The sequence below is a fragment of the Micrococcus sp. GPGPB33 genome (genome assembly GCF_037853785.1).
GTDB classification, from domain to species: domain Bacteria; phylum Actinomycetota; class Actinomycetes; order Actinomycetales; family Micrococcaceae; genus Micrococcus; species Micrococcus luteus.
Genome location: NZ_JAQMWO010000002.1, coordinates 2,123,157 through 2,147,853, shown reverse-complemented (window position 1 = coordinate 2,147,853; position 24,697 = coordinate 2,123,157). Strand labels below are relative to the sequence as shown.

At 69.1% G+C, this 24,697-nt stretch carries 18 protein-coding genes and 4 pseudogenes; 14 read left to right on the top strand and 8 right to left on the bottom strand.

Annotation, left to right across the window (positions count from 1 at the left end; genetic code table 11):
• Positions 1–11: 11 nt before the first annotated feature.
• From POD19_RS10170 to POD19_RS10160, 3 genes and pseudogenes are all read left to right on the top strand, one after another.
• A pseudogene (locus tag POD19_RS10170) lies at positions 12–1,043 on the top strand (IS256 family transposase); the annotation flags it as partial.
• Between the two features lie 77 nt (positions 1,044–1,120).
• Positions 1,121–1,318, top strand: a complete 198-nt coding sequence (locus POD19_RS10165) for a hypothetical protein (RefSeq protein ID WP_340309452.1) — start codon at positions 1,121–1,123, stop codon at positions 1,316–1,318.
• 255 nt (positions 1,319–1,573) lie between these two features.
• Positions 1,574–1,732 (top strand): annotated as a pseudogene (locus tag POD19_RS10160) (helix-turn-helix domain-containing protein); the annotation flags it as partial.
• Positions 1,733–1,777: 45 nt separating this feature from the next.
• Here POD19_RS10160 and POD19_RS10155 read toward each other — a convergent pair.
• Positions 1,778–3,022, bottom strand: coding sequence for an IS256 family transposase (locus tag POD19_RS10155; RefSeq protein WP_031943898.1), 1,245 nt, complete (start codon positions 3,020–3,022; stop codon positions 1,778–1,780).
• Positions 3,023–3,148: 126 nt separating this feature from the next.
• On the opposite strand from POD19_RS10155, the pseudogene POD19_RS10150 reads away from it, so the two are divergent.
• Positions 3,149–4,000, top strand: a pseudogene (locus POD19_RS10150) (IS481 family transposase); the annotation flags it as partial.
• 152 nt (positions 4,001–4,152) lie between these two features.
• Here the strand turns inward: POD19_RS10150 and POD19_RS10145 are convergent.
• On the bottom strand, positions 4,153–7,650 hold the full coding sequence (locus tag POD19_RS10145; protein ID WP_340309451.1) for a DEAD/DEAH box helicase: 3,498 nt from the start codon (positions 7,648–7,650) through the stop codon (positions 4,153–4,155).
• On the bottom strand, positions 7,643–8,338 hold the full coding sequence (locus tag POD19_RS10140) for a Hachiman antiphage defense system protein HamA (RefSeq protein WP_229745277.1): 696 nt from the start codon (positions 8,336–8,338) through the stop codon (positions 7,643–7,645). The genes POD19_RS10145 and POD19_RS10140 overlap by 8 nt, the downstream gene beginning before the upstream one ends.
• Before the next feature lie 980 nt (positions 8,339–9,318).
• Between POD19_RS10140 and POD19_RS10135 the strand changes: the two genes are divergently transcribed.
• The 5 genes from POD19_RS10135 (at position 9,319) to POD19_RS10115 (ending at position 13,717) form a co-directional block, all read left to right on the top strand.
• The gene (locus POD19_RS10135; RefSeq protein ID WP_144818442.1) at positions 9,319–10,224 is read left to right on the top strand and encodes a MetQ/NlpA family ABC transporter substrate-binding protein; all 906 of its coding nucleotides are present in this window, start codon (positions 9,319–9,321) and stop codon (positions 10,222–10,224) included.
• A 3-nt stretch (positions 10,225–10,227) separates the two neighbouring features.
• Complete coding sequence (locus POD19_RS10130; RefSeq protein WP_083325258.1) at positions 10,228–11,322, top strand: methionine ABC transporter ATP-binding protein; 1,095 nt, start codon at positions 10,228–10,230, stop codon at positions 11,320–11,322.
• The gene (locus tag POD19_RS10125) at positions 11,319–11,996 is read left to right on the top strand and encodes a methionine ABC transporter permease (RefSeq protein ID WP_036313181.1); all 678 of its coding nucleotides are present in this window, start codon (positions 11,319–11,321) and stop codon (positions 11,994–11,996) included. The genes POD19_RS10130 and POD19_RS10125 overlap by 4 nt, the downstream gene beginning before the upstream one ends.
• An 87-nt stretch (positions 11,997–12,083) precedes the next feature.
• Complete coding sequence (locus POD19_RS10120; protein WP_036313183.1) at positions 12,084–12,950, top strand: thioesterase family protein; 867 nt, start codon at positions 12,084–12,086, stop codon at positions 12,948–12,950.
• Complete coding sequence (locus POD19_RS10115; RefSeq protein WP_144818444.1) at positions 12,947–13,717, top strand: lipoate--protein ligase family protein; 771 nt, start codon at positions 12,947–12,949, stop codon at positions 13,715–13,717. Before POD19_RS10120 ends, POD19_RS10115 begins: the two co-directional genes overlap by 4 nt.
• Before the next feature lie 31 nt (positions 13,718–13,748).
• On the opposite strand, the gene POD19_RS10110 is transcribed toward POD19_RS10115, so the two are convergent.
• The 3 genes from POD19_RS10110 to POD19_RS10100 are packed head-to-tail and all read right to left on the bottom strand — an operon-like array spanning position 13,749 to position 16,152.
• Entirely contained in the window at positions 13,749–14,369 is a 621-nt protein-coding gene (locus POD19_RS10110) for a uridine kinase family protein (RefSeq protein WP_113914437.1), read from the bottom strand.
• Between the two features lie 32 nt (positions 14,370–14,401).
• On the bottom strand, positions 14,402–15,058 hold the full coding sequence (locus tag POD19_RS10105) for an MBL fold metallo-hydrolase (protein ID WP_036338953.1): 657 nt from the start codon (positions 15,056–15,058) through the stop codon (positions 14,402–14,404).
• Entirely contained in the window at positions 15,058–16,152 is a 1,095-nt protein-coding gene (locus POD19_RS10100; protein ID WP_269295548.1) for an S-(hydroxymethyl)mycothiol dehydrogenase, read from the bottom strand. Before POD19_RS10100 ends, POD19_RS10105 begins: the two co-directional genes overlap by 1 nt.
• Positions 16,153–16,357: 205 nt before the next feature.
• Here POD19_RS10100 and POD19_RS10095 point away from each other — a divergent pair, with 205 nt between their 5' ends.
• The 3 genes from POD19_RS10095 to POD19_RS10085 all read left to right on the top strand — a co-directional run bounded on the left by POD19_RS10095 (position 16,358) and on the right by POD19_RS10085 (position 18,368).
• Entirely contained in the window at positions 16,358–16,615 is a 258-nt protein-coding gene (locus tag POD19_RS10095; protein ID WP_119217323.1) for a hypothetical protein, read from the top strand.
• Between the two features lies 1 nt (position 16,616).
• A complete protein-coding gene (locus POD19_RS10090; protein WP_119217919.1) occupies positions 16,617–17,438 on the top strand; it encodes an SOS response-associated peptidase in 822 nt (273 codons plus the stop codon).
• A gap of 213 nt (positions 17,439–17,651) precedes the next feature.
• Positions 17,652–18,368 carry a hypothetical protein gene (locus tag POD19_RS10085; protein WP_260849645.1) on the top strand — a complete coding sequence of 239 codons (717 nt, stop codon included), beginning with the start codon at positions 17,652–17,654 and terminating at the stop codon, positions 18,366–18,368.
• A gap of 68 nt (positions 18,369–18,436) precedes the next feature.
• Here POD19_RS10085 and POD19_RS10080 read toward each other — a convergent pair whose 3' ends face one another.
• Together POD19_RS10080 and POD19_RS10075 are read right to left on the bottom strand one after the other, a co-directional pair.
• Positions 18,437–18,937: a PKD domain-containing protein gene (locus POD19_RS10080; RefSeq protein WP_230260529.1), complete on the bottom strand. Its 501-nt coding sequence runs from the start codon at positions 18,935–18,937 to the stop codon at positions 18,437–18,439.
• A gap of 464 nt (positions 18,938–19,401) precedes the next feature.
• Positions 19,402–20,121: a DUF6318 family protein gene (locus POD19_RS10075; protein WP_095353990.1), complete on the bottom strand. Its 720-nt coding sequence runs from the start codon at positions 20,119–20,121 to the stop codon at positions 19,402–19,404.
• A 474-nt stretch (positions 20,122–20,595) separates the two neighbouring features.
• Between POD19_RS10075 and POD19_RS10070 the strand changes: the two genes are divergently transcribed.
• Complete coding sequence (locus POD19_RS10070) at positions 20,596–20,922, top strand: DUF6504 family protein (protein WP_036338972.1); 327 nt, start codon at positions 20,596–20,598, stop codon at positions 20,920–20,922.
• Positions 20,919–24,616: pseudogene (locus POD19_RS10065) on the top strand (DNA polymerase III subunit alpha). The gene POD19_RS10070 and the pseudogene POD19_RS10065 overlap by 4 nt, the downstream one beginning before the upstream one ends.
• The last annotated feature ends 81 nt before the right edge of the window (positions 24,617–24,697 follow it).

The following is a 24,697-nucleotide window of genomic DNA, read 5'->3' as shown; positions in this document are numbered from 1 at the left end:
GGCGGCTCAAAGGCACCTACTTTCCCGACTGGCTCCTGGAGCGGCGCCGCCGCGCCGAGGCAGCGCTGACCACGGTGGTCGCCACCTGCTACCTGCTCGGCGTCTCCACCCGCCGGATGGACAAACTGGTGCAGACTCTCGGCATCACGGGCCTGTCGAAATCGCAGGTCTCAGAGATGAGTAAAGACCTGGATGCGCAGGTCGAAGCGTTCCGCACCCGGCCGCTCGATGCTGGGCCGTATCGGTTTGTCGCCGCCGACGCGCTCGTGCTCAAAGTGCGTGAACACGGCCGGGTCGTCAAGGTCGCCGCCATGGTCGCCACCGGCATCAACAACGACGGCTACCGCGAGATCCTCGGCCTGCAACTGGGCACCGCGGAGACCAGGGAGGGGTGGCTCGGGTTCTTCCGTGATCTGGCTGCCCGCGGCCTGTCGGGGGTGGAGCTGATCACCTCCGATGCCCATGCCGGGCTGGTCGAAGCGGCCGGGGCGGTGTTCGGGACGGCGCAGTGGCAGCGCTGCCGCACCCACTACGCGGCGAACCTGATGGCGGTGTGCCCGAAGTCGCAGTGGCCCGCGGTGAAAGCGCTGCTGCACAGCGTCTACACCCAGCCCGACGTCGAGGCGGTGATCGCCCAGTACGAGCACATGATCGACAGCCTGGCCACCCATCTGCCGGCCGCTGCCGAGCACCTCGAGGGCGCCCGCGATGAGGTGCTCACGTTCACGAAGTTCCCGAAGGAGGTGTGGAAGAAGATCTGGTCGAACAACCCGAACGAACGGCTCAACAAGGAGATCCGGAGACGCACCGACGTCGTCGGCATCTTCCCCAGCCGAGTCGCGGTGATTAGACTCCTCGGCGCGGTGCTGGCCGAGCAGCACGACGAATGGACCGAATCACGGCGCTACATGAGCCTGGAATTGCTGACCGCGACCGACACGATGCTCGCCGAAGCAGCCGCGAAAGCCGCGGCTGAACAAGCCGCCCTACAGGTCAGCGACACCATGACCGACGACCCCGGCCACGCGGCACTCGCCGCCTGACAACCCACCCGACCACGAGGAACCCGACAAAGCCTCGATACACCACTCAAAAGGACTTGACCGAGGTGCGGCCACGCATGTTCAAGATGCTCGTAGGAATCACCGAACAGGACGACAACGACTACCAATCTGGCTACGCCAAGGCATCCGAGTGGGCGCCTCGCCACGATCATGCCCCAGAGACCAACTTCATCGCACCGGAGCCCGACGAACTCGAAGCAGAGTTGGTCCGCTTCAAAGAATGGGTCAGAAGGATTAAGGGTTATAAGAAGTGAGACTTGGAGCATCCTCGTGCGCAGGTTGACTACCTGGCTCTTCGTGATCCGCTCGTGTACTCCCACACCGTCATTCGATGCGCACCGAACGGACGGGAGCGTAGACACCAGGCTCACGCTGCTCGCTCGGGCAGCCCTATTTGTTGTGGGTCATGAGGTTCTTGGCACGAGGCCCGGACTGAGATGAGACGAGCGGGCCCCGCCCGGCAGGATGGAAGTTCCTCAACAACCCCTCCGCTGGAAAGAGACCCGCTCATGACCCACGCTAATGCACCCCTGACCCCCACTGGCCGTCTCAGGATGGTCCACCGCCACCTGCACGACGGGATCCCCCAAGCCCATGTCGCCGCCGAGTTCCGGGTGAGCCGCCCCACGGTGGCCACCTGGGTGGCCCGCTACCGCGCCCAGGGAGAAGGTCAAGTCCCTGGAAGTGGTGTAACCGTCTTCGAGGCATGAGAATCAGGCCAGGGCCGGCATCACCTCCGTGCCCATCACGGTGCCCGGTTCTTGCGTGAGGGGCTCGCGGCAGCGGGCCAGCAGCTCGAGACCGAGGTACCGGCGGCCCTCGGCCCACTCATCCGTCTGCTCAGCCAACACGGCCCCCACGAGCCGCACCACGGCATCCCGGTTCGGGAAGATGCCCACCGCGTCCGTGCGGCGCCGGATCTCCCGATTCAGGCGCTCGGCAGGGTTGTTCGACCAGATCTGGGACCACACGTCCTTCGGGAACGAGATGAACGCGAGGATGTCCTCCCGAGCAGCATCGAGGTGCCCAGCCACGGCGGGCAACCGCTCGGCCACGTAGTCCAAGAGCCGGTCGAACTGGGCGTGCACCGCGGGCCCGTCAGGCTGGTCGTAGACGCTGTGGAGCATGGCCTTCACCGCCGGCCACATGGCCTTCGGGGTCACCGCCATCAGGTTCGCGGCATAGTGCGTGCGGCACCGCTGCCACACAGCCCCGGGCAGGTTCGCCGCGATGGCTTCGACCAGGCCACGGTGGGAGTCCGAAGTCACCAGTCTCACCCCGTGAAGGCCGCGGGCGACCAGATCAGCGAAGAACTCGTTCCACGCCGCGCCTGACTCCGTGGTGGCCACCCGCAGCCCGAGTACCTCACGTCGCCCGTCAGCGTTGACGCCGGTGGCGACCATGGCCACCGCGTTGATCACCCGACCACCCTCGCGAACCTTCATGGTCAGGGCGTCCGCGGCGAGGAACACGAACGGGCCGGCATCCCCCAGCGGGCGGTGCCGGAACGCGTCGATGTGCTCGTCCAGCTCGGCGGCCATCCGGCTGACCTGGGACTTCGAGAGCGAGTCGATGCCCAGCTGGCGCACGAGCTTGTCCATGCGTCGGGTGGAGACCCCAGCGAGGTAGCAGTCGGCGACGACCGTGATCAACGCGGACTCGGCCCGCTTGCGTCGCTCGAGCAGCCACTCTGGGAAGTACGTGCCGGCGCGCAGTTTCGGGATGGCCACGTCGATCGTGCCGGCGCGGGTGTCGAGGGGCCGGTGGCGGTACCCATTGCGCTGTGCGGTGCGGGTATCAGAAGCGGTGCCGTACTCGGCGCCGCAGACCGCGTCTGCGTCAGCGCTGAGCAGGGCGTTGATCACGGTCTGCAGCAGGTGGCGCAACAAGTCCGGCGAGGCTTCGCCGATCGCTTCGCGTAGCAGGCGTTCAGGGTCGACAATGTGAGGAGCGGTCATCGTGGTGATGTCCCTTTCGAGAGTGCTGTGGAAGGTTCACTCGAAGGCTCCCACGGTGACCGCGTCCATGCTGGGGACGGTGTTGGCGGCCGGGGAGGGTTACACCACTATCAGGGACTCAACTAGGGAGAAGCCGGCCTTCAGGACCTGCCCAGCCGGCCGCACCGTTCACCTGCCCAGCTCGATCCCGAGGTGGTGGCTCAGATCCAGACCCTGCGTCGCAGGGAGAAGTGGTCGGCCCGCCGGATCCATCACCACCTCGTCTCCGAGGGCCACCGGGTGTGTCTTCGTACCGTGGGACGGTGGCTGCACCGGGCCGGGCTCTCCCGGTTGCCAGACCTCGCGCCCACGGGTGAGGACCTGCGCCAACGACCCCAGAAGATCACCGCGAGAGGGCCGGGGCACATGGTGCACCTGGATGTGAAGAAGATCGGGAAGATCCCAGACGGGGGCGGCTGGCGCACCCACGGACGTGAAAGTGAAGCAGGCCGTGCTTCCAAGCGTGGTGCCGGCCGGCGGGTCGGCTACACCTACCTGCACTCGGCGATCGACGGGTTCACCCGCCTGGCCTACACCGAAGCGTTGGAGGACGAGCGGGCGGCCACGACCGTGAGCTTCTACTGCCGGGCGAGGGCGTTCTTCGCCGCCCACGGCATCACCGTGGACCGGGTGATCACGGACAACGGAAACAACTACCGGGCTGCGGACTTCACCGCCAAGGTGGTCTCGCTCGGGGGCCGGCATCACCGGATCCGGCCCTACACCCCGCGCCATAACGGGAAGGTGGAGAGGTACAACCGGCTGATGGTCGATGAGGTCATCTACGCCCGCCCGTATACCTCAGAGACAGCTCGGCGTGAGGCCCTGGCGGTGTGGGTGAACCACTACAACTACCATCGGCCTCATACCTCCCGCGGGAACGCCCCGCCGGCCTCGTTGGCCCCGGCCCGAGTCAACAACGTCATGACCTCTTACACCTATTCCTACTCCCGGGCGCCGCCCGCGGTGCCCGGGAGTAGGAGCCCTGTCCAGATCCGCTGGGTAGTGGTGTCAGATACAGCATGTGGTATTCGTTGCAATCCCCTTGTCCCGTAGAAATCCGAACATGATCTGAGAATCATGCAACACTGTTATGCATGAAGGTCGGCTGGGCCTCGATAGCGGAGTTCGACGCTGTTGGCGGCGCTTGTCCCAGTGACTATGAGCAACCCGCGCCTTTTCGGATTGAGTGGTTCCTCAAGCGAACCGGTTCGTCGACCGTCCGCGGCTTGGAGGATGGTCTCACCGTTCGCAAGGGACACGGCTCGATAGGGAGTCCCGCTACTCGGCTGGTGATCGGGAAGCCACGTCACCGCGGCATCCTCGACTGTGTTGATCCAGGTTCTCTCCGGTGCAGCAGTGCTACGGCTGATGAAATCGACCCAGAGATCGTGCGATGACACGGTCGGCCAGTGCGGGTCGTTCGCATGTTGCCGCACCTCCTCCGAGTTCAGCCACTGGTGAAGCTCCGACACGGTTGTGAAGGTGCCGCCTCCGGCTGCGATGGCGGCGAGGGCACCGGCTCGGGAGGAGAATCCGGCCTGCATGAGCAGCGCGGCAGATCGGTTCAGCGTCCCTGTCTCTAGCGCTGCAACTGCGAGTCCGTGCTCATCGGTGAGGAGCGCCCAAAGATTGCCGACCGGGTCCTCGTTGGCGGTTGCTCGGACCCGGACCGCTTCCAGCGCCCATGGCAGCCTGTAGGTCAGCGAGTCTTCGATGAATTCCAGTGTGTCCGTGATCTCCTCGCGTGCCATCTGTGCGGCATCCTCGCCGCGAAGCCATGCGGCGAGGATGTCTTCCCATTGCGGAGGAAGGGTGCGGGGCGCGAAGGGGTAGATGCCGAATGCGATCCTGGCGAAGCTGGTCAGGGCGTCGATTGCGGCACCGGGGTCGCCGATTCGGATGCCCTCGTCCGCGTTGTGCAGGTACTGTTCCAAGATGCTGGCGTGCTCGTCGAGTTGGCGTCCGGTTTCTAGGCCGACCCCCGCAAGGAAGTACCCTCGGCGCTGTGCCGGGGTCGACTGGCTCCAGAGGAAGCGTGCCCGCGCGGTCAGGCCGGCTCGAAGCGCTGTCTGCACGGGCTCCTGCCGTCGAGCCAAGCTCCTGGTCCAAAGCGACGAGGCGAGCACGTCATCGAGAGCCCCCTCGATTCCGTCCTCCGTAATCGCAGAGTCGTTGAGCAGACTGAGAAGGGCGTTATCGAGGCTAGCGAGTTGCGAGCGCCACGCAGTTCGGGAGCGCTCGGCTTCCTTGTCGCTCTCGGCCGCGACTTCTGGGTAATCCCACGCCGCGACGCCGGCGACGTATTCCAGCAGTGCATCCAGGTCCTGGAGACCGTGCTTCGCCTGCATCCGGCGGAACAGGTTTACCACCAGCTGCAGTAGGCCGCTTTCCATGTCGCGCAGAGCGGTGTCCTCGACCAGCTGCCTCCAGTTCCGTCTACCTGAGGACACTTTCTCGAAGATCGGGTGGACGACGAGGCCGACGGAGTCCACGAATGCTCGCCCGGCCCTGCCGACAACGTTACGGAACTCGGACGCCTTGATCAGTTCCCGGTTGCGCCAGAGGCTGTGCATCACGAGAGCGCTCGCCGAAAGGTTGAGCCCCTGGGCAAGAGTCGGTGAGGAGACAGTGATCCTCAGCGTTCCTTGCTGGAGTAGTCGCTCGATCTCTCTTCGATAGGGCGCGGGCAGCGAGCCGTGGTGGATCGCCACTCCAAGTCGCAGACACGCGAGGATCGGGTGTTCTCGCCCGAACCACTCCTCGCCGATCGTGATGGCCGAGGCGAGGTCGCCGGGATCCCCTTCGAAGACGCTTCGGAGTGCTCCCTGCCTATGAAGGTCGACTATGACCTTGGCAAGAGCATTTACCGAGTCCTTCCGTGGGCAGAAGATCAGGACGGTCTGGCCGTCATCGACGAGCCGCCAGGCTGTGGACAGTGTCAGCTCCTGCTGATTTTTGGGGAACTGCGTCGTCCTGCGGCCGTTCGGGGGAACGAAGGGCTCGAGAAACCGGGGGACGAAGGGCTCCTCGTCTCCCACGATGATGCTCAGGCGGGCTCGATCGCCTTGCCAAATCACTTCGCCGAAACGAAGCTTAGTCGGCCGCCACGAGCTTGCGATGAGACCGTCGGGCTGGTCATCGGTGAGCCAGTTCACGAAGTCCTCGACTTCGTCTCCGTCTGGCAGGATCGCCGAGAGGCAAACGATACGTCTGGTGGCTGCATCCCCACGGCGCAACAGTCGTTGTACCTGAATTTCGTATCGGACCTCGCGTTCATCCGCCCCGATCATGTGCCCCTCGTCGAGCACGACAAGCCCCACGTCGTCGAGGAGCGTTGGGTCGTTGCGCAGAGCGAAGTCGAGCTTCTCGGGAGTGGCGACGACGATGTCCCTCTCTCGTAGCAAATCCTCGTCGACGCTGCTGGCCCCGATCGCGCCGTAGAGGGACGAGACGGTCTTGCCCAAAGGGGTGAAGGTCCGCTGCAGAGCCGTTTCAGTCTGGGCTGACAACGCCCGCAATGGGGTCACGAAGACAACGCGCCGACCCTCGGCTAGGGTCGCGAGGATGCAAAGTTCGGCGATCCGGGTCTTGCCGGCGCTTGTTGGGAGAGACAGCACCAGGTTTTCGCTGGTGTTCAGCACCCGTTCTGCGGCGGCGAGCTGCGACGGCCATAGGTCGATCTCCGAGCGTCGCCTTCGGAAGAGAGATGCGATGAACGTCGCACGCAGTCGTGCCCAGTCGCCACCGCCGTCGATTGGGTCGTCCGGGAGCAGGCGGTGGAAACTGGCCTCCCACAGGCCGCGGAGCAGGTGAATCGCGAGTCGATGGCACCACCACTGGGGGACTAGGCTCAGTTCGCTGGCGGCTCTGAGACCGACCTGCAGTGTGCTGAGGGCCTCCTCCAGGAGCGCCCCCTCGCCCCGTTCGAATGCGAGCAGCGCCATGCTGATTGCGCCGACGAACGCGTCGGTCAGTGCGAGGTCGACGACGTCGATGACATCGGTGTCGCCGCTGTCATCGTCCTGTTCCTCATCGCTGGCGGGCTCGAGGAGCCCGCGCAACGTCTCGACGAGGTCGGCGTCTGCTGCCGCGTCCTCGTCGCGGTGACTCAGGATGAGCGCGGCCAGGGTGTCGAGTTCTCTGCGGATGATGTGGATGAGGCATCGCTCACTAGTCGTGACTTCACCGGAATCGAGCGCAGTCTGAAGCAGTGAGTACGCCCGCGCGGAGAAGCTGCCGAGGTGGTAGGCGGCTGCTGCGACGACACGGTGGAAGCCTCGTTCGCGCGAGTTAGCTCCTCTGGCGATGACTGATTCAATGGCCGTAGCTGCGCCCTCAAAGGCGCGTTGGGCGAGGCTCCGCGACCCATCCGCCTCCACGAGACGTAGCCCCAGGCCCAGGAGCGAATAGCCGTAGGATAGAAGGTCGTAGCTGAGCAGCTCATCGAACGCGGGCGCGTCCTCGGGCAGGACACCGTCCCGCCAGATCATAGACCGGGCCTCTCCTCGCGCGAGAAGCTGTTCACGAAATCCGGGGGTCGTCGCCTCCCCGATCGCGGCCTCAATCTCATCGACTGTTTCAGGCATCAGCGATCGCCTTCGAATACACCTTCGCGATGAACGCCTGATGCTCTGACACCTGCAGACCGACGGCGAGGCGCTTTACACGTCCCCGGTACGCTGTCGTATTTGCGCGGAGGAGGGCCCGCGGATCATTTCCAGTGAAAGTAAAAAGCAGCTGGACCACCTGCCGTTGACTGATCCCAGAAATCAACTGGGCGTCGTCGATGAGCTCTGCCAACGTGTGCTCACCGAGTCCGTGGAGTCGGTCAGCGACGAAGCTGAGAGCATGAGGCGATGGGCGTCCCCGATCGCGCTTAAGTGCATCATCTGCGTCCGTGACCGTTGCAGTTCCGAGCCTTACGCGGCTCTTTGCCTCACCCTTCAACAGTTCCAGCGTTCCGTTCGTACTCGCGCGCACACCAACCAAGTCATCGCCACGCATCGACATCTCGCGGTGGTCCTTCCACCGCAACCGCTCCACCACTCGAAAGCCCAGCTCAAGCGTTGCGTACTGCGCTCCGATGATCTCTCCGAGGTCGCCCGAGCGGGTGCGCTTGCTCGTAGGGAGCTTCCCCTTAAGGTATTTAGCCGCTTTAGGTTTCCCCAGCTTGGCGAGGATCGTGGCGACGCGATCCGGATCCGTGTATTGGTTCGGGATCTGTGACGCAGCCCAGCCGACTCCCGATCCGATGGTCGCCGGTGGGGCAACCATGTGCACCATCGTGTGCCGATTAAGCGGCTCGTGTGTGGAAGTCGTCCACGATGAAAGTGGTGCCATGTCATCAATGGTGCCAGAGGTCTCAGCCTCTGAACTCAATGGTTGACCTTTGGGGCGAGGGGGACGTGAGCTTGCTGCTCAGCTGGCGACGGGGTGGCAGACGCGGCATATGGTTCTCCGAACGGTGGGACGAGCCACTGACCCACCCGGGAGGGGCACTGAACTGGAGGGAGAGCGTGCGACGTGCTGCCTGTGGGCCGCGCAAGTTCCCGTGCAGACGGAGCCGTCCGGCGGTAAGCTGGGCATGTGCGACGGCAGCGATCTGGTCGGCGAGAGCGGCTTCGATCGCGAGTGGCACGCGGATGGCACGAGCGGCCATCGGAGTTGGAGGAGCCGCAGGATTTCCGCCTCTCATCAGGGAGGACGAGGACTGGGCATCCTGAGAGAGCAAGAACTGGGACTTCTGATCCCGTCCGCCTGAGCCCCGTCCCGACGACGGCCGGTCGCCTCCCCGCGGAGGCGCCCGGCCGTCGTCGTCTCGCGGGGGCATCACACGTCGACACCCGGGCCCGCAGTATGACGCTGCGCGTCACCGCCCTGCCCGATGGAGCGCACACGCTGCGATACGCTTGGGCCCAGCTTCAGGAGAAGCGGCTGTGGACCCCGCCTCGGCGGGTCCACGTGGTCCCACGACGAGCCGCTCGCCAACCCCATGTTCACGGGTGGCAACGGACCGAGAAGCGGCCTGCCTCCGCTGCGTGCAGACCCCTCGAGGGGAGCCCGCGGTGACTGGGGGACGGGCAAGAGCAGCGTTCGAAAGGATCCCGGCCTCCGGCTCGGGGCGTCTCTCGCCCCCCGCCCGCCGTGCTGTGCCCCGCGGGGAATCACCCACCGCACGGCCCACCCCGCACCGTTCCGCACCCGCCGTGCCCACCCGCGCCGGCGACGCCGCACCGTCCTCCAAGGAGAACCCCATGACGACCCCCTCGAACATCTCCCGCCGCTCCTTCGCCGGCCTGTCCTTGGCCGCCGTCGGCGCGTTCGCCCTGACCGCCTGCAACTCGCAGGCCGAGAAGAAGGGCGACGACGGCGCCCAGACCGTGCGCATCGGCGTCGTGTCCGAGAACGAGACGCACCGCGCCCTGGTGAAGCTCGCCAAGGAGAAGCACGGCATCGACGTCGAGATCCGCAACTTCACCGAGTACACGCAGCCGAACCCGGCGCTGGACAACGGCGACATCGACATGAACTGGTTCCAGCACATCGCCTACCTGGCCGACTACAACCAGGCCTCCGGCAAGGACCTGACGCTGATCGGGACCACCGAGATCATCCCGCTGCCCCTGTACTCCAAGAAGTACAAAGACGTCTCCGAGTTCAAGAAGGGCGACACCGTCGCCATCCCGAACGACACCGTGAACCAGGCCCGCGCCATCAACGTGCTCGTCGCCGCCGGCCTGTTGAAGCTGTCCAACGAGACCATCCGCCCGGAGCCGAAGGACATCGACGAGGCCGCCTCCACCGTGAAGGTCCAGACCGTGGCCGCCCAGCAGACCGTGAACGCGCTCGAGTCCGTCCAGGGCGCGGTCATCAACAACACCTTCTCGGCCGACGCCGGCATCGACACGAACACCGCCCTGTTCAAGGACGATCCCAAGGACGACTCCGCCAAGCCGTACGTCAACGGCTTCGCCGTGCGTCGCGAGGACCGCGACAACGAGACCTACAAGAAGATCGCGGCCCTGTACCACGAGCAGCCCGTGCTGGATGAGTCCGCGAAGCTCTCCTCCGACACGAGCGTGCCGGTGCAGCTCGACACCGCCCAGATCGACGAGACCCTGAAGCAGTACCAGGACGCGATCGCGAAGCAGGGCGCCTGATCCATGGCAGGTTCCCATACGTCCGACCGTGACGCGGTCACCCCGGGGCGCCCCTCCGCGGGCGCCCCGGGGGAGCCGGTCATCGTCTTCGACCACGTCAGCCGCGTCTACGCCACCAAGAAGGGTGCCGGTGTGAAGGCCGTGGACGACGTCTCGCTCGCCGTGAACCGCGGCGAGGTCTTCGGCGTCATCGGCTTCTCCGGCGCCGGCAAGTCCACCCTGATCCGCATGATCAACGGGCTGGAGAAGCCGACGTCGGGCACCGTCACGGTGCTGGGCCAGCAGGTCTCCCATCTCTCCGAAGCGAAGCTGCGTCCGCTGCGCACCCGCATCGGCATGGTGTTCCAGCAGTTCAACCTGCTGACCTCCCGCACGGTGGCCGGGAACATCGAGTTCGCTCTGGACACGGCCGGCTGGCCGCGGTCCAAACGCCGCGCTCGCGTGGCGGAGCTGCTCGAGTTCGTCGGCCTGGCGGACAAGGCCAAGCACTACCCGGAGCAGCTCTCGGGCGGCCAGAAGCAGCGCGTCGGCATCGCCCGCGCCCTGGCCGCCGAGCCGGAGATCCTGCTCGCAGACGAGGCCACCAGCGCCCTGGATCCCTCGACGACGCACGAGGTGCTCTCCGTGCTGCGCCGCGTCAACGAGGAGCTCGGGGTCACGATCGTGGCCATCACCCACGAGATGGAGGTCATCCGCTCGATCGCCGACCGCGTCGCCGTGATGGACAGCGGCCGCGTGGTGGAGTCCGGCAAGGTCTACGACCTCTTCTCTCGGCCCGCCCACTCCGCCGACGCCGCGTCCTTCGTGGCCACGGCGCTCAAGGACCGGCCGAATGCCGAGGAGGTGGCCCGCATCCGGGCGCGCACCGAGGGTCGGCTGATCATGGTCTCGCTCAAGGACTCCGCCGCGGTCTCGGCGGTGCTCGGCACCGCATCGACGCGCGGCGTGGGCTTCGAGATCGTCCACGGCGGCATGTCCGCCACCAAGGACTCCGCGTACGGCCTGCTCACCGTGGCGCTCACGGGCGAGGCCGCCGCGGTGGACGCGTTTGTCGCGGACCTGGCCGGCGCCGGAGACGTGCAGGAGGTGCACCAGTGATCGACCGATTCCAGAACCTCGACTGGGGGTACTACGGCCCCGAGCTGATGACCGCCGTGGGGGACACCCTCTACATGGTCGGCTGGTCCTTCATCCTCGGCGGCATCCTCGGCCTGCTGGTCGGGCTCGTCCTCTACACCACGCGCCCGGGCGGCATCTTCGCCAACCGTGCCGTCTACCTGGTCACGAACTTCATCGTGAACCTCATCCGGCCCATCCCGTTCGTCATCCTCATCGCCGCCCTGCAGCCGCTGACCATCGCGGTGCTCGGCACCGGCATCGGCAACACCGCCGTGGTGTTCTGCATGATCTGGGCGTCCACGTTCGGCATCGCCCGCATCGTGGAGCAGAACCTCGTCTCGCTGGACCCCGGCGTGATCGAGGCCGCCCGCGCGATGGGCGCCTCCCGCATGCGGATCGTGCGCGCCGTGGTGCTGCCCGAGGCCCTCGGCCCGCTGATCCTCGGCTTCACGTTCGTGATCATCTCGCTCGTGGACATGTCCGCGATGGCGGGCATCATCGGCGGCGGCGGCGTCGGCAACTTCGCCATCGTGGAGGGCTACAACCGGTTCCGTCCGGAGGTCACCTGGCTGGCCGTGATCGTGGTGATCGTGTTCGTCCAGGCGCTGCAGCTGATCGGCAACGGCATCGCCCGCAAGGTCATGCGCCGCTGAACCCCGGCTCGGTCCGCACGACGACGGCCGGTGACATCCCGCGGGGACGTCACCGGCCGTCGTCGTCGTTCTGGCAGACTTCGGCCCATGACCGACATCACCTCCACCCCCGCGACCTCCGTCGCCGGCGATCCCCTGGCCTTCTACGTCCGCCTCGGCGAGCCCACCGTGGACGCCGACGGCGTCCGCACCTCCCGCGTGCGCTCCACCGTGCACGCCCAGGGCGCATGGCGGGAAGAGGAGATGCACATGGCCGCCGTCTCGGGCCTGCTGCTGCACGAGGTGGCTGCGCACGAGACCACTCCCGGGCTGCGGGTGGGACGGCTCTCCTACGACATCCTGGGCACGCTCTGGTCGGGCGAGCTCGAGGTGGTCACGCGCACCCTGCGTCCGGGCCGCACCATCGAGCTTGTCGAGTCCGTGCTCCACGCCCGGGGCCGCACCGTGCTGACCCTGCGCGCCTGGCTGCTGTCCACCTCGGACACCTCCGCCGTCGCTCAGCTGCCGGACGAGCCCCTCCCGCCGCGCTCGCAGGCGCAGTCGCACAACGCGCTCCACGGATGGGGAGGCGGGTACATCGCCTCCCTCGACGGCGTCGTCCTGCCCGGCCACGGGCCGGGCCACGGCCGGGTGTGGCTCACCACGGACCGCGAGATGGTGGCGGGGGAGAGCACGAGCGACCTGGTGCGCCTGATCAGCCTCACCGACGCGGCCAACGGGATCGCCCCGGCCCTGCCGGCGAAACCGGGCGGGTGGTTCTTCCCCAACGTGGACCTGCAGATCCACCTGTACCGCGAGCCCACCGGCCACTGGCTCGGCCTCGCGGGGCAGGTCACGGTGGGCCCGGACGGCGTGGGCCTGACCAGCACCGTCCTCCACGACGACGACGGCCCCTTCGCCCACGCCGAGCAGACCCTCACCCTGCGCTCCTGGCCGGCCGAGGGCGGCCTGTGAGCGCAGCTCCCCGGCTGCGCTGGGCCGTGCAGGAGCGGACCCTCGGGGCCGCTGAAGACCTCGACTGGGCCATGGACGAGCTGGCCGTCTTCCGCGCCGCCGCGGCCGAGGGAAGGGCCCTCGAGGACCTGATCCGCGTCTACGTGCCCGAACCGACGGTCCCGTTCGGCCAGCGCGACGCCCGGCTGCCCGGCTTCGCGGCCGCGGCCGCGGCGGCCCGCGCCCACGGCTTCGAGCCGGTGGTGCGCCGGGCCGGCGGACGGGCGGCGGCCTACCACCACGGCTGCCTGGTGGTGGACCACCTGAGCCAGCAGGAGGACGCGGCACTCACGCAGCAGGCCCGGTTCGCCGAGTTCGCCGACCTGTTCGTGCGGGCGTTCGCGCGCGTGGACGTGCCCGCCTCCGTGGGCGAGATCCCGGGGGAGTACTGCCCGGGCGAGTTCTCCGTGCAGGGCCCTGCGCCGACATACCCGGTGAAGCTGGCCGGCTCCGCGCAGCGCGTGGTGAAGGGGGCGTTCCTGTTCTCCACCCACGTGGTGGTGTCCGACCCCGCTCCGCTGCGGGCCGTGCTCGTCGACGTCTACCGGGAGCTCGGTCTGGACATGGACCCCCGCACGGCGGGCGCGGCCGAGGACGTGCGCCCCGGGGTGAGCGTCCCCGCGTTCGCCGCGGCCCTGCGGGAGGAGTACACGGCGTGGGCGGCCGCCGCCGGGCTCGAGGTGGTAGACGAGCAGCTCGCCGTCCTCGCTGCGGGCACCTCCGGCTGAGGGCACGGGCGGCCAGACTGCGGGCGGGCCGTCAGGCCGTGAGATCCGCGATGATCTCCCGCTTGCGTCGCGGGGTGAAGCCGGCCGCCACGGCCGCCGCCCGGCGCGCCGCGTCCGTCCGGTACAGGGACCAGCCCCGCTGCACGAGGAACGGCAGCGGCTTGCGGCGTTCGGCGACGTCGCGCACGAACCGGCGGGCCGCCGTCGTGGTCCGCGCCTGGTCGATGTACCAGGCCGCGTAGCCGACCCCGGCCCGGTCCAGGGCGGCGGGCATGCGCTCGGCGAAGATGCCCTCCGCCACGATCACCCCGCCCGGCTCGAGCGCGACGGTGCTGTGCCCGCGGACGGAGGACGTGGAGATGTCGTAGTCGGGCACACGCGTGGCGCCCTCCTCGAGCAGTTCGACGACCGCGTCCACGGCCGCCTGCTCATCCCATGTTCCGGGGTGGTCCCAGTCGATCTCGCCGTAGGGGGTGCGCGGGAACACGGGGCCGGGCCCGCCCGCGGCGCCGTCGTCGGACTGCGGACGGTAGAACGCATCGAGCGAGAGGTGGGGCCGGCCGTGCCGCCGGGCCAGGTAGGACTTGCCGGAGCCCGACGCGCCGCCGAGCAGGATCACGGAGGGAGGGGGCGAGGCGGGGAGGATGGTCACGGGGGACCATTCTTCCCCACCTCGGCGCGTCCTCAGTGGCCGCGGTCGATCCACTCCTGCAGGTGCGGCTTCTCCGTGCCGATCGTGGTGGAGTCGCCGTGGCCGGTGTGGACCACGGTGGCCTCCGGCAGCGAGAGCAGGCGCTCGCGGATGGACTCGATGATCGTGTCGAAGTCCGAGTACGAGCGGCCGGTGGCGCCGGGCCCGCCCTGGAACAGGGTGTCGCCGGAGAACACGACGCCGGTCGGGGCGCCGTCGTCGCCGGCCTCGCCCAGGGCGGGGGCGTACAGGCAGACCGAGCCGGGGGAGTGGCCGGGGGTGTGCAGCACCCGCAGCTCGACGCCGGCCACGCGCAGGACGTCGCCCTCGGCGAGCGCGCCATCGGGCTCCTCGTCGGGGAAGACGTCGTCCCAGAGCATGCGGTCGGCGGGGTGGAGCAGCGCGGGGGCGTCCACCATCTGGCGGAACTCCTGGACCTGGCGGATGTGGTCGTCGTGGCCGTGGGTGAGGACGATGGCCAGCACCTGGCGGCCGTTCACCTTCTTCCAGACGGCCGAGGCATCATGGGCCGGGTCGATGACGACGCACTGCTCCGCGCCGCCGACGATCCACACGTTGTTGTCCACGTCGAACGTCTCCCCGTCCAGGGAGAACGTGCCGGAGGTGACCAGGTGATCGATGCGCGCCATCAGAGCACCACCACCGAGCGCAGGACCTCGCCGGACTTCATCGTCTCGAAGGCCTCGTTCACCTCGTCCAGGGCGATGGTCTCCGTGACGAACTCGTCCAGCGGCAGGCGGCCCAGGCGGTACTGGTCCACGAGCATCGGGAAGTCGCGCTCCGGCAGGCAGTCGCCGTACCACGAGGACTTCAGCGCGCCGCCGCGGCCGAAGACCTCCAGCAGGGGCAGCTTCAGCTCCATGCCGGGGGTGGGCACGCCCACCAGGACGACGCGGCCGGCCAGGTCCCGGGCGTAGAACGCCTGCTCGTAGGTCTCCGGGCGGCCGACCGCCTCGATGACCACGTCGGCGCCGAAGCCGCCGGTCGCCGCGCGGATGGCCTCCACGGGGTCCTCGTCCTTCGAGTTCACGGTGTGGGTGGCGCCGAGCTCCTCGGCCTTCGCGAGCTTCTTGGCGTCGATGTCCACCGCGATGATCGTGGTGGCGCCGGCGAGCTTCGCCCCGGCGATCGCGGCCACGCCGACGCCGCCGCAGCCGATCACGGCCACGGACTCGCCGAGCTTGACCTCGCCGGTGTTGATGGCCGCGCCGATGCCGGCCATGATCCCGCATCCGAGCAGGCCGACCGCGGCCTGTTCCTCGGGAGTGTCGACGCCGTCGACCTTGGTGCACTGCTTGGCGTGGACGAGCGTCTTGTCCGCGAACGCCCCGATGCCCAGGGCCGGGGACAACTCCGTGCCGTCCTCCAGGGTCATCTTCTGGGTCGCGTTGTGGGTGTTGAAGCAGTACTTCGGCTCGCCCTTGCGGCACGCGCGGCACTCGCCGCACACGGCGCGCCAGTTGAGGATCACGGTGTCGCCGACCTGGACGTGGTCGACGCCCTCGCCGATCGCGGAGACCACACCCGTGGCCTCGTGGCCGAGCAGGTACGGGTACTCGTCGCCGATCCCGCCCTGCTGGTAGTGCAGATCCGTGTGGCAGACGCCGCAGGTCTTGATGTCGACGACGGCCTCGCCGGGTCCCGGATCGGGGATGACGATGGTCTCGATGGTGACGGGGGCGTCCTTCGCCATGGCGACGACGCCGCGGACCTTCTGGGACACGTTGTTCCTCCTGGTGGTGGGGATCTGCCCGAGGCCGCGCATGCGTGAGGCGGCGCGGCGGGCGGGCTCGTTCTGCCCATCCCATCACAGGACCCTGTGCGACGCATCGGTGAGCAGCCGGGGGGCCTGGTGTATGGCGTCACCATGGCGGCCGGGGGAGACTGCAACCTGACCCGCAACACCGATGTGAACGGAGGGGCGAACCGTGGCAGGACATGGCAGAGACGAGGACGAGGCGTACGAGGCTCCGGAGGCTCCAGCCGGGGCTCCGGCCGGTGCCGGCACGCTCGCTCAGTGGCGCATCCCGCTGGTGGGGCTGCTGATCGGCGTCGGCCTGGGAGTGGTGTTCGGACTGGGCACCGAGAGTCCCTGGGGCACTGTGCTCGGCTGCGCGATGATGGGCTTCGCCCTCGGCATCGCGTGGATGTATGTCGATCGTGGCCGGGACGGGAGGGACCGCTGACGTGTGCGGCCGCTACGTGATGGCCCGCGCCACGAGCGACCTGGTGGCCCTGGGCGATGCCGAGACGAATGAGGAGCTGGTGCTGCGCCAGAGCTGGAACGTGGCGCCGACAGCCGAGGTGCCGATCCTCGTGGCGCATGCGGACGACGTCGGCGCCGGAGTGACCCGGCGGATCCACGTGGCACGCTGGGGCCTGGTGCCGCCGTGGGCGAAGGAGCTGTCCGTGGGGTCCCGTGCGTTCAACGCGCGCTCGGAGACCGTGGCCTCCAAGCCGACGTTCCGGGCCGCCGTCCGCGCTCGACGCTGCGCCGTGCCGGTGGAGGGCTACTACGAGTGGAAGACGCCGGAGCCTGGCGCCAAGGGTCCCGACGGGCGGGCCGCGAAGAAGCAGCCCTACTACGTGCACCCGGCCGGGGCCGGGGACGGCGAGGGGCCGGTCATCTGGTTCGCCGGCCTGTACGAGTGGTGGCAGGACCCCGAGGCCAAGGCCGCGGGGGAGGACGCCTGGGTCCTCTCGACGACGATCCTCACCATGGCCGCGCCCGACGCGGACGACGACGATCCGGTGCTCGCCGCACTCGGCCAGCTGCACGACCGGATGCCCGTGCCCATGGACGCCGAGGCGATGGACCGGTGGCTCGCCCCGGACACGCTCGGGTCCGCAGAAGAAGCCGACGCCCTCGTGGGCGAGGTGTGCGCCGGCGCGTACGACGTCGCGGCGGGCTGGTCGCTGCGGCCCGTGGGGGGCGCCGTGGGGAACGTGCGGAACAACGGGCCGGAGCTGATCCAGGAGATGAGAGAGCATCAGGGAACGCTGCTCTGAAGGACGGGGCGACGGGGATGACCTGCCCGTGAGGCGCGGGAACGCGGTGCCGCGGCATCGTGATCGGATCGAGACGGATCCGAGACCGTTCTGAACTCCCCCTGAGAATGGGCTCTGCGTAGCGTGGGTGTCACCGGGCCGGTATGAGCGCCGCATCTTTCGGAGGGGTGCCACGGCGAGGCCGGAGACGGCCATCTCCTGTTCGCCCTGTCCGTGGACGGCACCCCGGTGGCCGCCGCCCTCTACGATGAGGCCGCCGGCACTCCGGAGGGCAACAGAGGCCCCTCTGCCGGGCTCGTCTACGCGTGGGGGGAGCACAGCCTGGCCGACCCCGTGTTCGGGGACAACCCCGAGTGGTTCTTCACGCTGGAGCACGCCGAGTCGGGCGTGCTGCTGCCGTTCCGGTCCGAAGGCCTGGGCGACGACGCGGCGGTCGCGGAACTCTCGTGGGGTCCGCGCTGGGGTGCCCTCTGGCGCGACACCACGGTGGACTCCTTCACCGGGTTTCACTACCTCGCCGACGCGACATACCCGACCGACGACCGCCTCGTCCTCGACTGGTCGCTGGACGGGATGACCAAGAGTGAGGACGTCATCATCACCCAGGACGCGGCGCGGTCCGACGTCTTCGCGCTCGTCGAGTTGCTCGCGGACGGGCAGAAGCCTTGGGCCCTGAACGTGCCGGCGGGGGAGGACGCCCCGTCTCCCGGCGAGGCGGACCCGGTGCCGCCCGCCGAGCAGGAGCCCGTCGACACTCCGGCTCCCGTGGCCGGGGAGGAACCGGGGGAGGGAACGGGCGGGGAGGAGACCCACACGACCCCGGACACGGTCGAGACCGGGCGTGAAGTTCCGGCGGGTGCGCTCGGAGCGCTCGCGGCCCTCGGTGCGGGACTCGTGCTCACGGCCCGGGGGCGGGTGCGCCGGGTCTGACACACCCGGCCGATGAGTGGGCCGCGGGGCGGTGGACGGGAGACCGTCGGCCGCCCCGCGGTCTGTGCTCAGCCGGCCGGAGCGGATTCGATGGGGCCGGTGCAGCCCCAGGCTGAGGAGTCGACGCTGCAGTCATCGGCGACATTGCGGGTGATGGTGCGCCAGATGTTCGCGGTGACGGGGGCCGAGTCGAGGCTGATGGTGCCTGGGATGAGCACCCACTCGCCCCCGGCCTCCCGGTATTCGCCGATGTACACGGTGGTGAGGCGGACCGTGTACTGCCCGGTGTCCTCGTACACGTGGCTCGTGGGGGTGGGGACGTTGAACTCCGGCTGGCTCTGGCCTGCGACCGAGGTGGTCTTGGTGGGGGACCCGTCCCCGTAATCCCAGTGGAAGCTCACCGGCGTGGCGCGGAGTTCGACCTCGACCCCGTTGAGGGTGGTGACGAGCGTGCGTGTTTCGGCGTCTGCGTAGAAGTTGGTCTCCGCATTGCGGATCCCGCGTCCGCCGTTGTCCGACCGGATCTCAGGCTCCAGCACGAGGAGCGTGCGGACCTCGTCGATGGACACGGGCGGGGCGCCGTCTGCTGCTGGGGCTGGCGAACCCGCAGTAACGCATTCCGGCCGGCTGTAATAGGGATCCCTATCTGGGCGAGTTGTGTCGACGAACTGCTCACGTACCCATGCCCCTTCTGGGCAAAAGGCCTCGGTCTGTTCGCGACACGTCCCAAAATCGGAATTATTCTCTTGATTCGGAAAACAGGCGTCTACAGTGCGCTGCTCGATTGCCGGCTTTTCTCTGGCTCCTGGAGCGGCAACTTCGGATACCGGTTCGGAGGCCGGCTGAGGGGGCTGTGTTCGCGACTGTTTCTTGCACTGCGTTCGAATCCTAAATTCGACGTCTTCTCGCTTGCCACTAATGGGAACATCGGTGCAGGGCTTCGCGCGCTGTGCGTGTGCCGATGGCGCTTGAATCAGCGTTAGGGCAATGCAAGCAGTTACTATCGCAATCAAAATACGCGAGATGGAAGGCATTATTGAGCATCCTGGTGATTTTGCATCTCATCGATCACCCAGTGGCCCTTGGAGGGTTCGTAGACTACGTCGGCCAGCCAGGTCTCGTCGTGAGTTTCCACCCCACTGGCAGAGTCGTCTCTAACGCCCTGTGAGTCGAAGACCTCTACAGCGGATGCGTCACGAACAAGAGTAGCGGTGTAGCCAAACTCTGACGGGGTGAGAGTCAACGATTTGATCGAGGTGTGCTCTCCCGTCGACCAGCCACCTTCTTTGTAGTGCTGGGCAGTTGAGTCGGATACGGCTTGGCAAAGCTCGCAGTATTCGCTGTATGTCGAATCAAAATCAGCGGTTTCTCCGGTCTGGTCAGTGTAGTAAATGGCCTCCCAGAAATAGCGAATTGCCGCCTCGGCGCCCTCCTTGGTCTCTTCCTTCATGGCGGCGGGCATCTCCGGCTTGGGCACGTTCCGCGCGGGGCCGTCGGCAGACGCGGGCACGTATTCGCCGGACCCGCTCTCCGTGGCCGTGGGGGATGAGCTGACGCCTGCGGTCTCACTCGTGCTCGCGGGCGCGGACGTCTCGACGGCGGGCTTGGCGGACGAGGGTGACGTCGTCGACGACTCGGCGGGCTCGGACTGCCCGCCACAGGCGGTCAGTGCGAGCGCCAAGGCCACGCTGAGCGTGCCGGCCTGGGCGAATCGGTGGCGGCGCAGGGCGCGCCCGGGTGCGGTGAGAGACATTTCCCCTCCAACTGGACGTCCGTCGTGTGTCCGCGCCTCCCGCGCTGATCCCGCAACGCGGTGCCCGTGGCATGCGAGGCCCGGTTGGTTCGGAGTATACGCAGACGGATTGTGGTCCTGCTCGCATTGTCCACAGGACCGTGCCGGCGCACTTCTTCCGGCCCAAGAGACGATTTTCTCGTGCGTGTGCGCCCCAAGGTCGGGTTTGAGGCCTACGGCCAGGACTCGGCCAGCCGGCCTCACGAAAAGGGCGTTCCCGGCCTCGCCCGTCTGGGGCGATGCGTCCTTAACGTGTCCGGCGGGCGCCCTACGTTCGCACCCATCGCATTCGAACACATGTTCGAGTACGATCGGGTGTGCGGCCCCACCTTCCCACTTCTTCCCCGCGTCCGGTCCGCCGGACGGGCCGCGCTCCCATCGCCCGACGGCACCCCGTCGTCGGTCCGGTCAGCAGTGCACAGGGAGAGAAGCAGAATGGGAGTCCTCACACAGTCGGTGGCGGTGGAGTGCGGGGCAGACGGCACCCCGCAGGGGCTGCGCTGGAACGGGCGGGACTACGTCCTCGCAGAGCGCCCCGTGCGCTGGTTCGAGCGGCGCCGCTGGTGGGCGGAGGAGGTCCGCGCGGAGAAGGGCCGCGGCGCCGGTCTCGTCGACCACGAGATGTGGCGGTTGCAGGTCCGCCTGGCCCGGGCCGGCGCCGCGCCCCTGCAGACCCTCGACGTCGCCCACCACCTGGACTCCGGCCGGTGGCGGCTCGTGCGCGTCCACGAGCACGCCCAGGACCTGAGGCGGTCGGCATGAGCCGGGCCGCCGCGGCCGGACGCACCGCCGCACCCTTCGCCCACCTGCACGTCGCCTCCGCGTTCAGCGCCCACTACGGGGTCAGCTGGCCCGAGGACCTCGTGGCCGCCGCCGCGGCCGCGGACATGGACCTGCTGGCCTGCACCGACCGGGACGGGCTCTACGGCATGGCCAAACACGTGGGTGCCTGCCTGCGCCACGGCATCACCCCGATCGTGGGCGTGGACCTGGCCGTCCGGTGGAGCGAGGACGAGGACGCCGGCCGCGTGGTCGTGCTCGCCCGAGGAGGCTGTCATGGCTCCGGCTACCGCTCCCTGTGCGAGCTCGTCTCCGCCGCCCACGCCCGCACCACCGGGGGAGCGGCGGGCGGCAGCCCGTGGGCCAGCGTCGCCGAGCTCGCCGCCGCGGCGGCCGGCCGTGTCCCCACCGCCGCCAACCGGGACAACCCGCCCACCCCCGAGCTGTTCGTCCTCCTCGGCCCGGACTCGGACGTCGGCCGCCACCTGGCCCGCCGCCGGTACGCGGCCGGCCTCACCGCCCTGCGCCGCTGGAAGGCGGCCCTGCCCGCAGGCAGCCCCCACGCCGATGTCGTCACCCACCTCTCCGCCCCCGGCCGACGCCTCGACACCGGGCACGCCGTGAAGACCCTCCGCGCCGCCCGCCAGGCCCGCATCCCCGCCGTCCTGACCAACGCCGTGCGCTACGCGGCCCCGGACGGTGCCGCCACCGCGGACGTCCTCGACGCCGTCCGTGCCCTCAGCTCCCTCGACGCCCTCCACGACCTGCAGCCCAACGGGCAGGGCTGGCTCAAGTCCACCGCCGCCATGCACCGCATCGCCCACGAGATCGCCTTCGCCGCCGACGACCGCCCCGCCCCCCTGCTCGAGGCCACCCGCCGCCTCGCCGAGGCCTGCGCACTCGACCCCGAGACCGACCTCGGCTGGGGCGTGCCCCGCGTCCCGGAGGCCGCCGTCATCGGCATCGACGGCCCCCGGAGCACGTGCTGCGCGAGCGCACCCGCACCGGCCTCCTCGCCCGCTACCCCCACCTCCACACCGGGGGAGGCCTCCCCGGCACCAGCCAGGCGGCCCGGGACCTGCAGGACCGCGCCGAGCACGAGCTCGGCATCATCACCCGACTCGGCTTCTCCTCCTACTTCCTCACCGTGGCCGCCGTCGTCGACCTCATCGAGGGCATGGGCATCCGCGTGGCCGCCCGCGGCTCCGGCGCCTCCTCCCTCGTCAACCACGCCCTGCGCATCTCCCATGTCGACCCCATGGCCAACGGCCTGATCATGGAGCGCTTCCTCTCCACCGACCGCTCCACCCTCCCGGACATCGACATCGACGTGGAGTCCGCCCGCCGCCACGAGATCTACCACGCCGTCGTCGAACGCTTCGGCGCCGAGCGCACCACCCTCATGAGCATGCAGAACGCCTACCGGGCCCGCGGCGCCGTCCGCGACGCCGGCCTCGCCCTCGGCATGCCCGAACCCGAGGTGGACGCCATCGCCAAGCAGCTCTGGCGCTTCTCCGCCTCGAACTTCCGCGAAGCCCTCCAGCGCATGCCCGAACTCGGCGGCCTCTCCCGCCGCATCGAGTCCGGCCGCGCCGAGGGCGACCGCCAGCTGGACCTGCTCGTCGACCTCACCGAACGCCTCGACCGCCTGCCCCGCCACATCTCCATGCACCCCTGCGGCGTCATCCTCGGCGACGCCACCCTGCTGCACCGCACCCCCGTCCAACCCTCCGGCATGGGCCTGCCCATGAGCCAGTTCGACAAGCACGACATGGACCCCATGGGCTTCCTCAAGCTCGACATCCTCGGCGTGCGCATGCAGTCCGCCATCGCCTACACGATCGCCGAGGTCGAACGCACCACGGGCGAGCGCATCGACCTCGAACAGGTGCCCCTCGACGACGACGCCACCTACGCGATGATCCGCACCACCCACACCCTCGGCTGCTTCCAGATCGAGTCCCCGGGCCAGCGCGAACTCGTCGGCAAACTCGCCCCCCGCGAGTTCAACGACCTCACCGTGGACATCTCCCTCTTCCGCCCCGGCCCCATGCAGTCCGACATGGTCCGGCCCTTCCTCGAACAGCGGCACGGCTGGGCACCCGCCCACTACCCGCACCCCGACCTGCGGCCCGTCCTCGCCGAGACCCACGGGGTCACCGTCTTCCACGAACAGGTCCTGCGCACCATGGACGTCATGACCGGCTGCGGACTGGCCCGCGCCGACGAGCACCGCCGCCTCCTCGGCGGCCCGCAGGAACACCTCGTCGAAGAGGCCTTCCGCACCGGCGCCCTCGCCCGCGGCTACTCCCTCGACGTCATCGACGAGGTCTGGGCCACCCTCTCCGCCTTCGGCTCCTTCGGCTTCTGCAAGGCCCACGGCGCCGCCTTCGCCGTCCCCACCTACCACTCCGCCTGGCTCAAGACCCACCACCCCGCCGCCTTCATGGCCGCCATCCTCGAACACGACCCCGGCATGTACCCCGCCCGCCTCATGGTCGCCGAGGCCCGCCGCATGGGCATCCCCGTCCTGCCCGTGGACGTCAACGCCTCCTCGCGCCACGTCCACGTCGAGTGGGTCCCCGCCCACCCCGAGGTCGACGACGGCGCCCCCGGCCGCTGGGGCATCCGCCTGCCCCTCACCAGCCTCTCCGGACTCAGCGAAGCCGAGACCGACCGCCTCGACGCCGGCCGCCCCTACCGCTCCCTCGCCGACGTCCGCGACCGCGCCCGCCCCACCGCCCGCAACCTCGAACGCCTCGCCCAGCTCGGCGCCCTCGACTGCCTCCTCCCACCCGGCGGCGCCTCCCGCACCGACCTCGTCCACCACCTCGAACTCCAGCACTCCACCACCCGCGGCACCGCCCCCGGCCGCACCGCCCCGCGCTCGCGGTCCGCCCGTCCACGGCAGGTGGAGGGCCAGCTGGCCCTGGACCTGCCGGACACCGAGCTCACCGCCCTCGCCCCGCTCTTCCCGGACCCGGCCCCGGCCGCCCGGGTCCGCACCGAGCTGGAGCTCACCGCCCTGGACGTCACCGCCCACCTCATGGACTCCCACGCCCCGTACCTGGACGCGCTCGGCGTCACCCGGGCGAAGGACCTGCTCGGGCTGCGCACGCAGTCCCGGGTGCTCGTGGCCGGGGTGCGCGTGGCCACCCAGACCCCGCCCATGCGCAGCGGCAAGCGGGTGGTGTTCCTCTCCGTGGACGACGGCACCGGATGCGTGGACGCCTCCTTCTTCACCGAGGCCCAGCACGCCTCCGGGGAGATGCTCTTCTCCGCCCGCCTCCTGCTGATCGAGGGCACCGTCCGGCGCACCGGCGACCGGGCCGTGTCCGTCCAGGCCGTGCGCGCCTGGGACCTGCACCGGCCCGAGACGCTCCCGGACCCCGACTACCTGGACGCCACCCGGCAGCAGTGGCGGGACTGGCTCGCGGCGGACCGCCGAGCCGCCGCCGCGCGCCGCAGCGGCCGGGCGGGCACCGGGGCGCAGCCCCTGCCGGACATCCCGCACCACGGCACGGGCGGCTGGCCCGTGAAGGTGCGTACCGACGTCGGACCGGCCGGCGGGGCCCGCCCCGGCCGCACGGCACCCGATCGGCCCGCGCCGGAGCACACCCCGATCCCGGTGCCCCACCCGGAGACGTGGGAGCTGCTGCCCACCCCGGACAGATGAGACCGCTCGCCTCCGTGCCCCGCCGTCCGGCCGCGCCCCTAGAATGGGACGCGGCCGACGGTGGCCCCCGTACGCCACCGA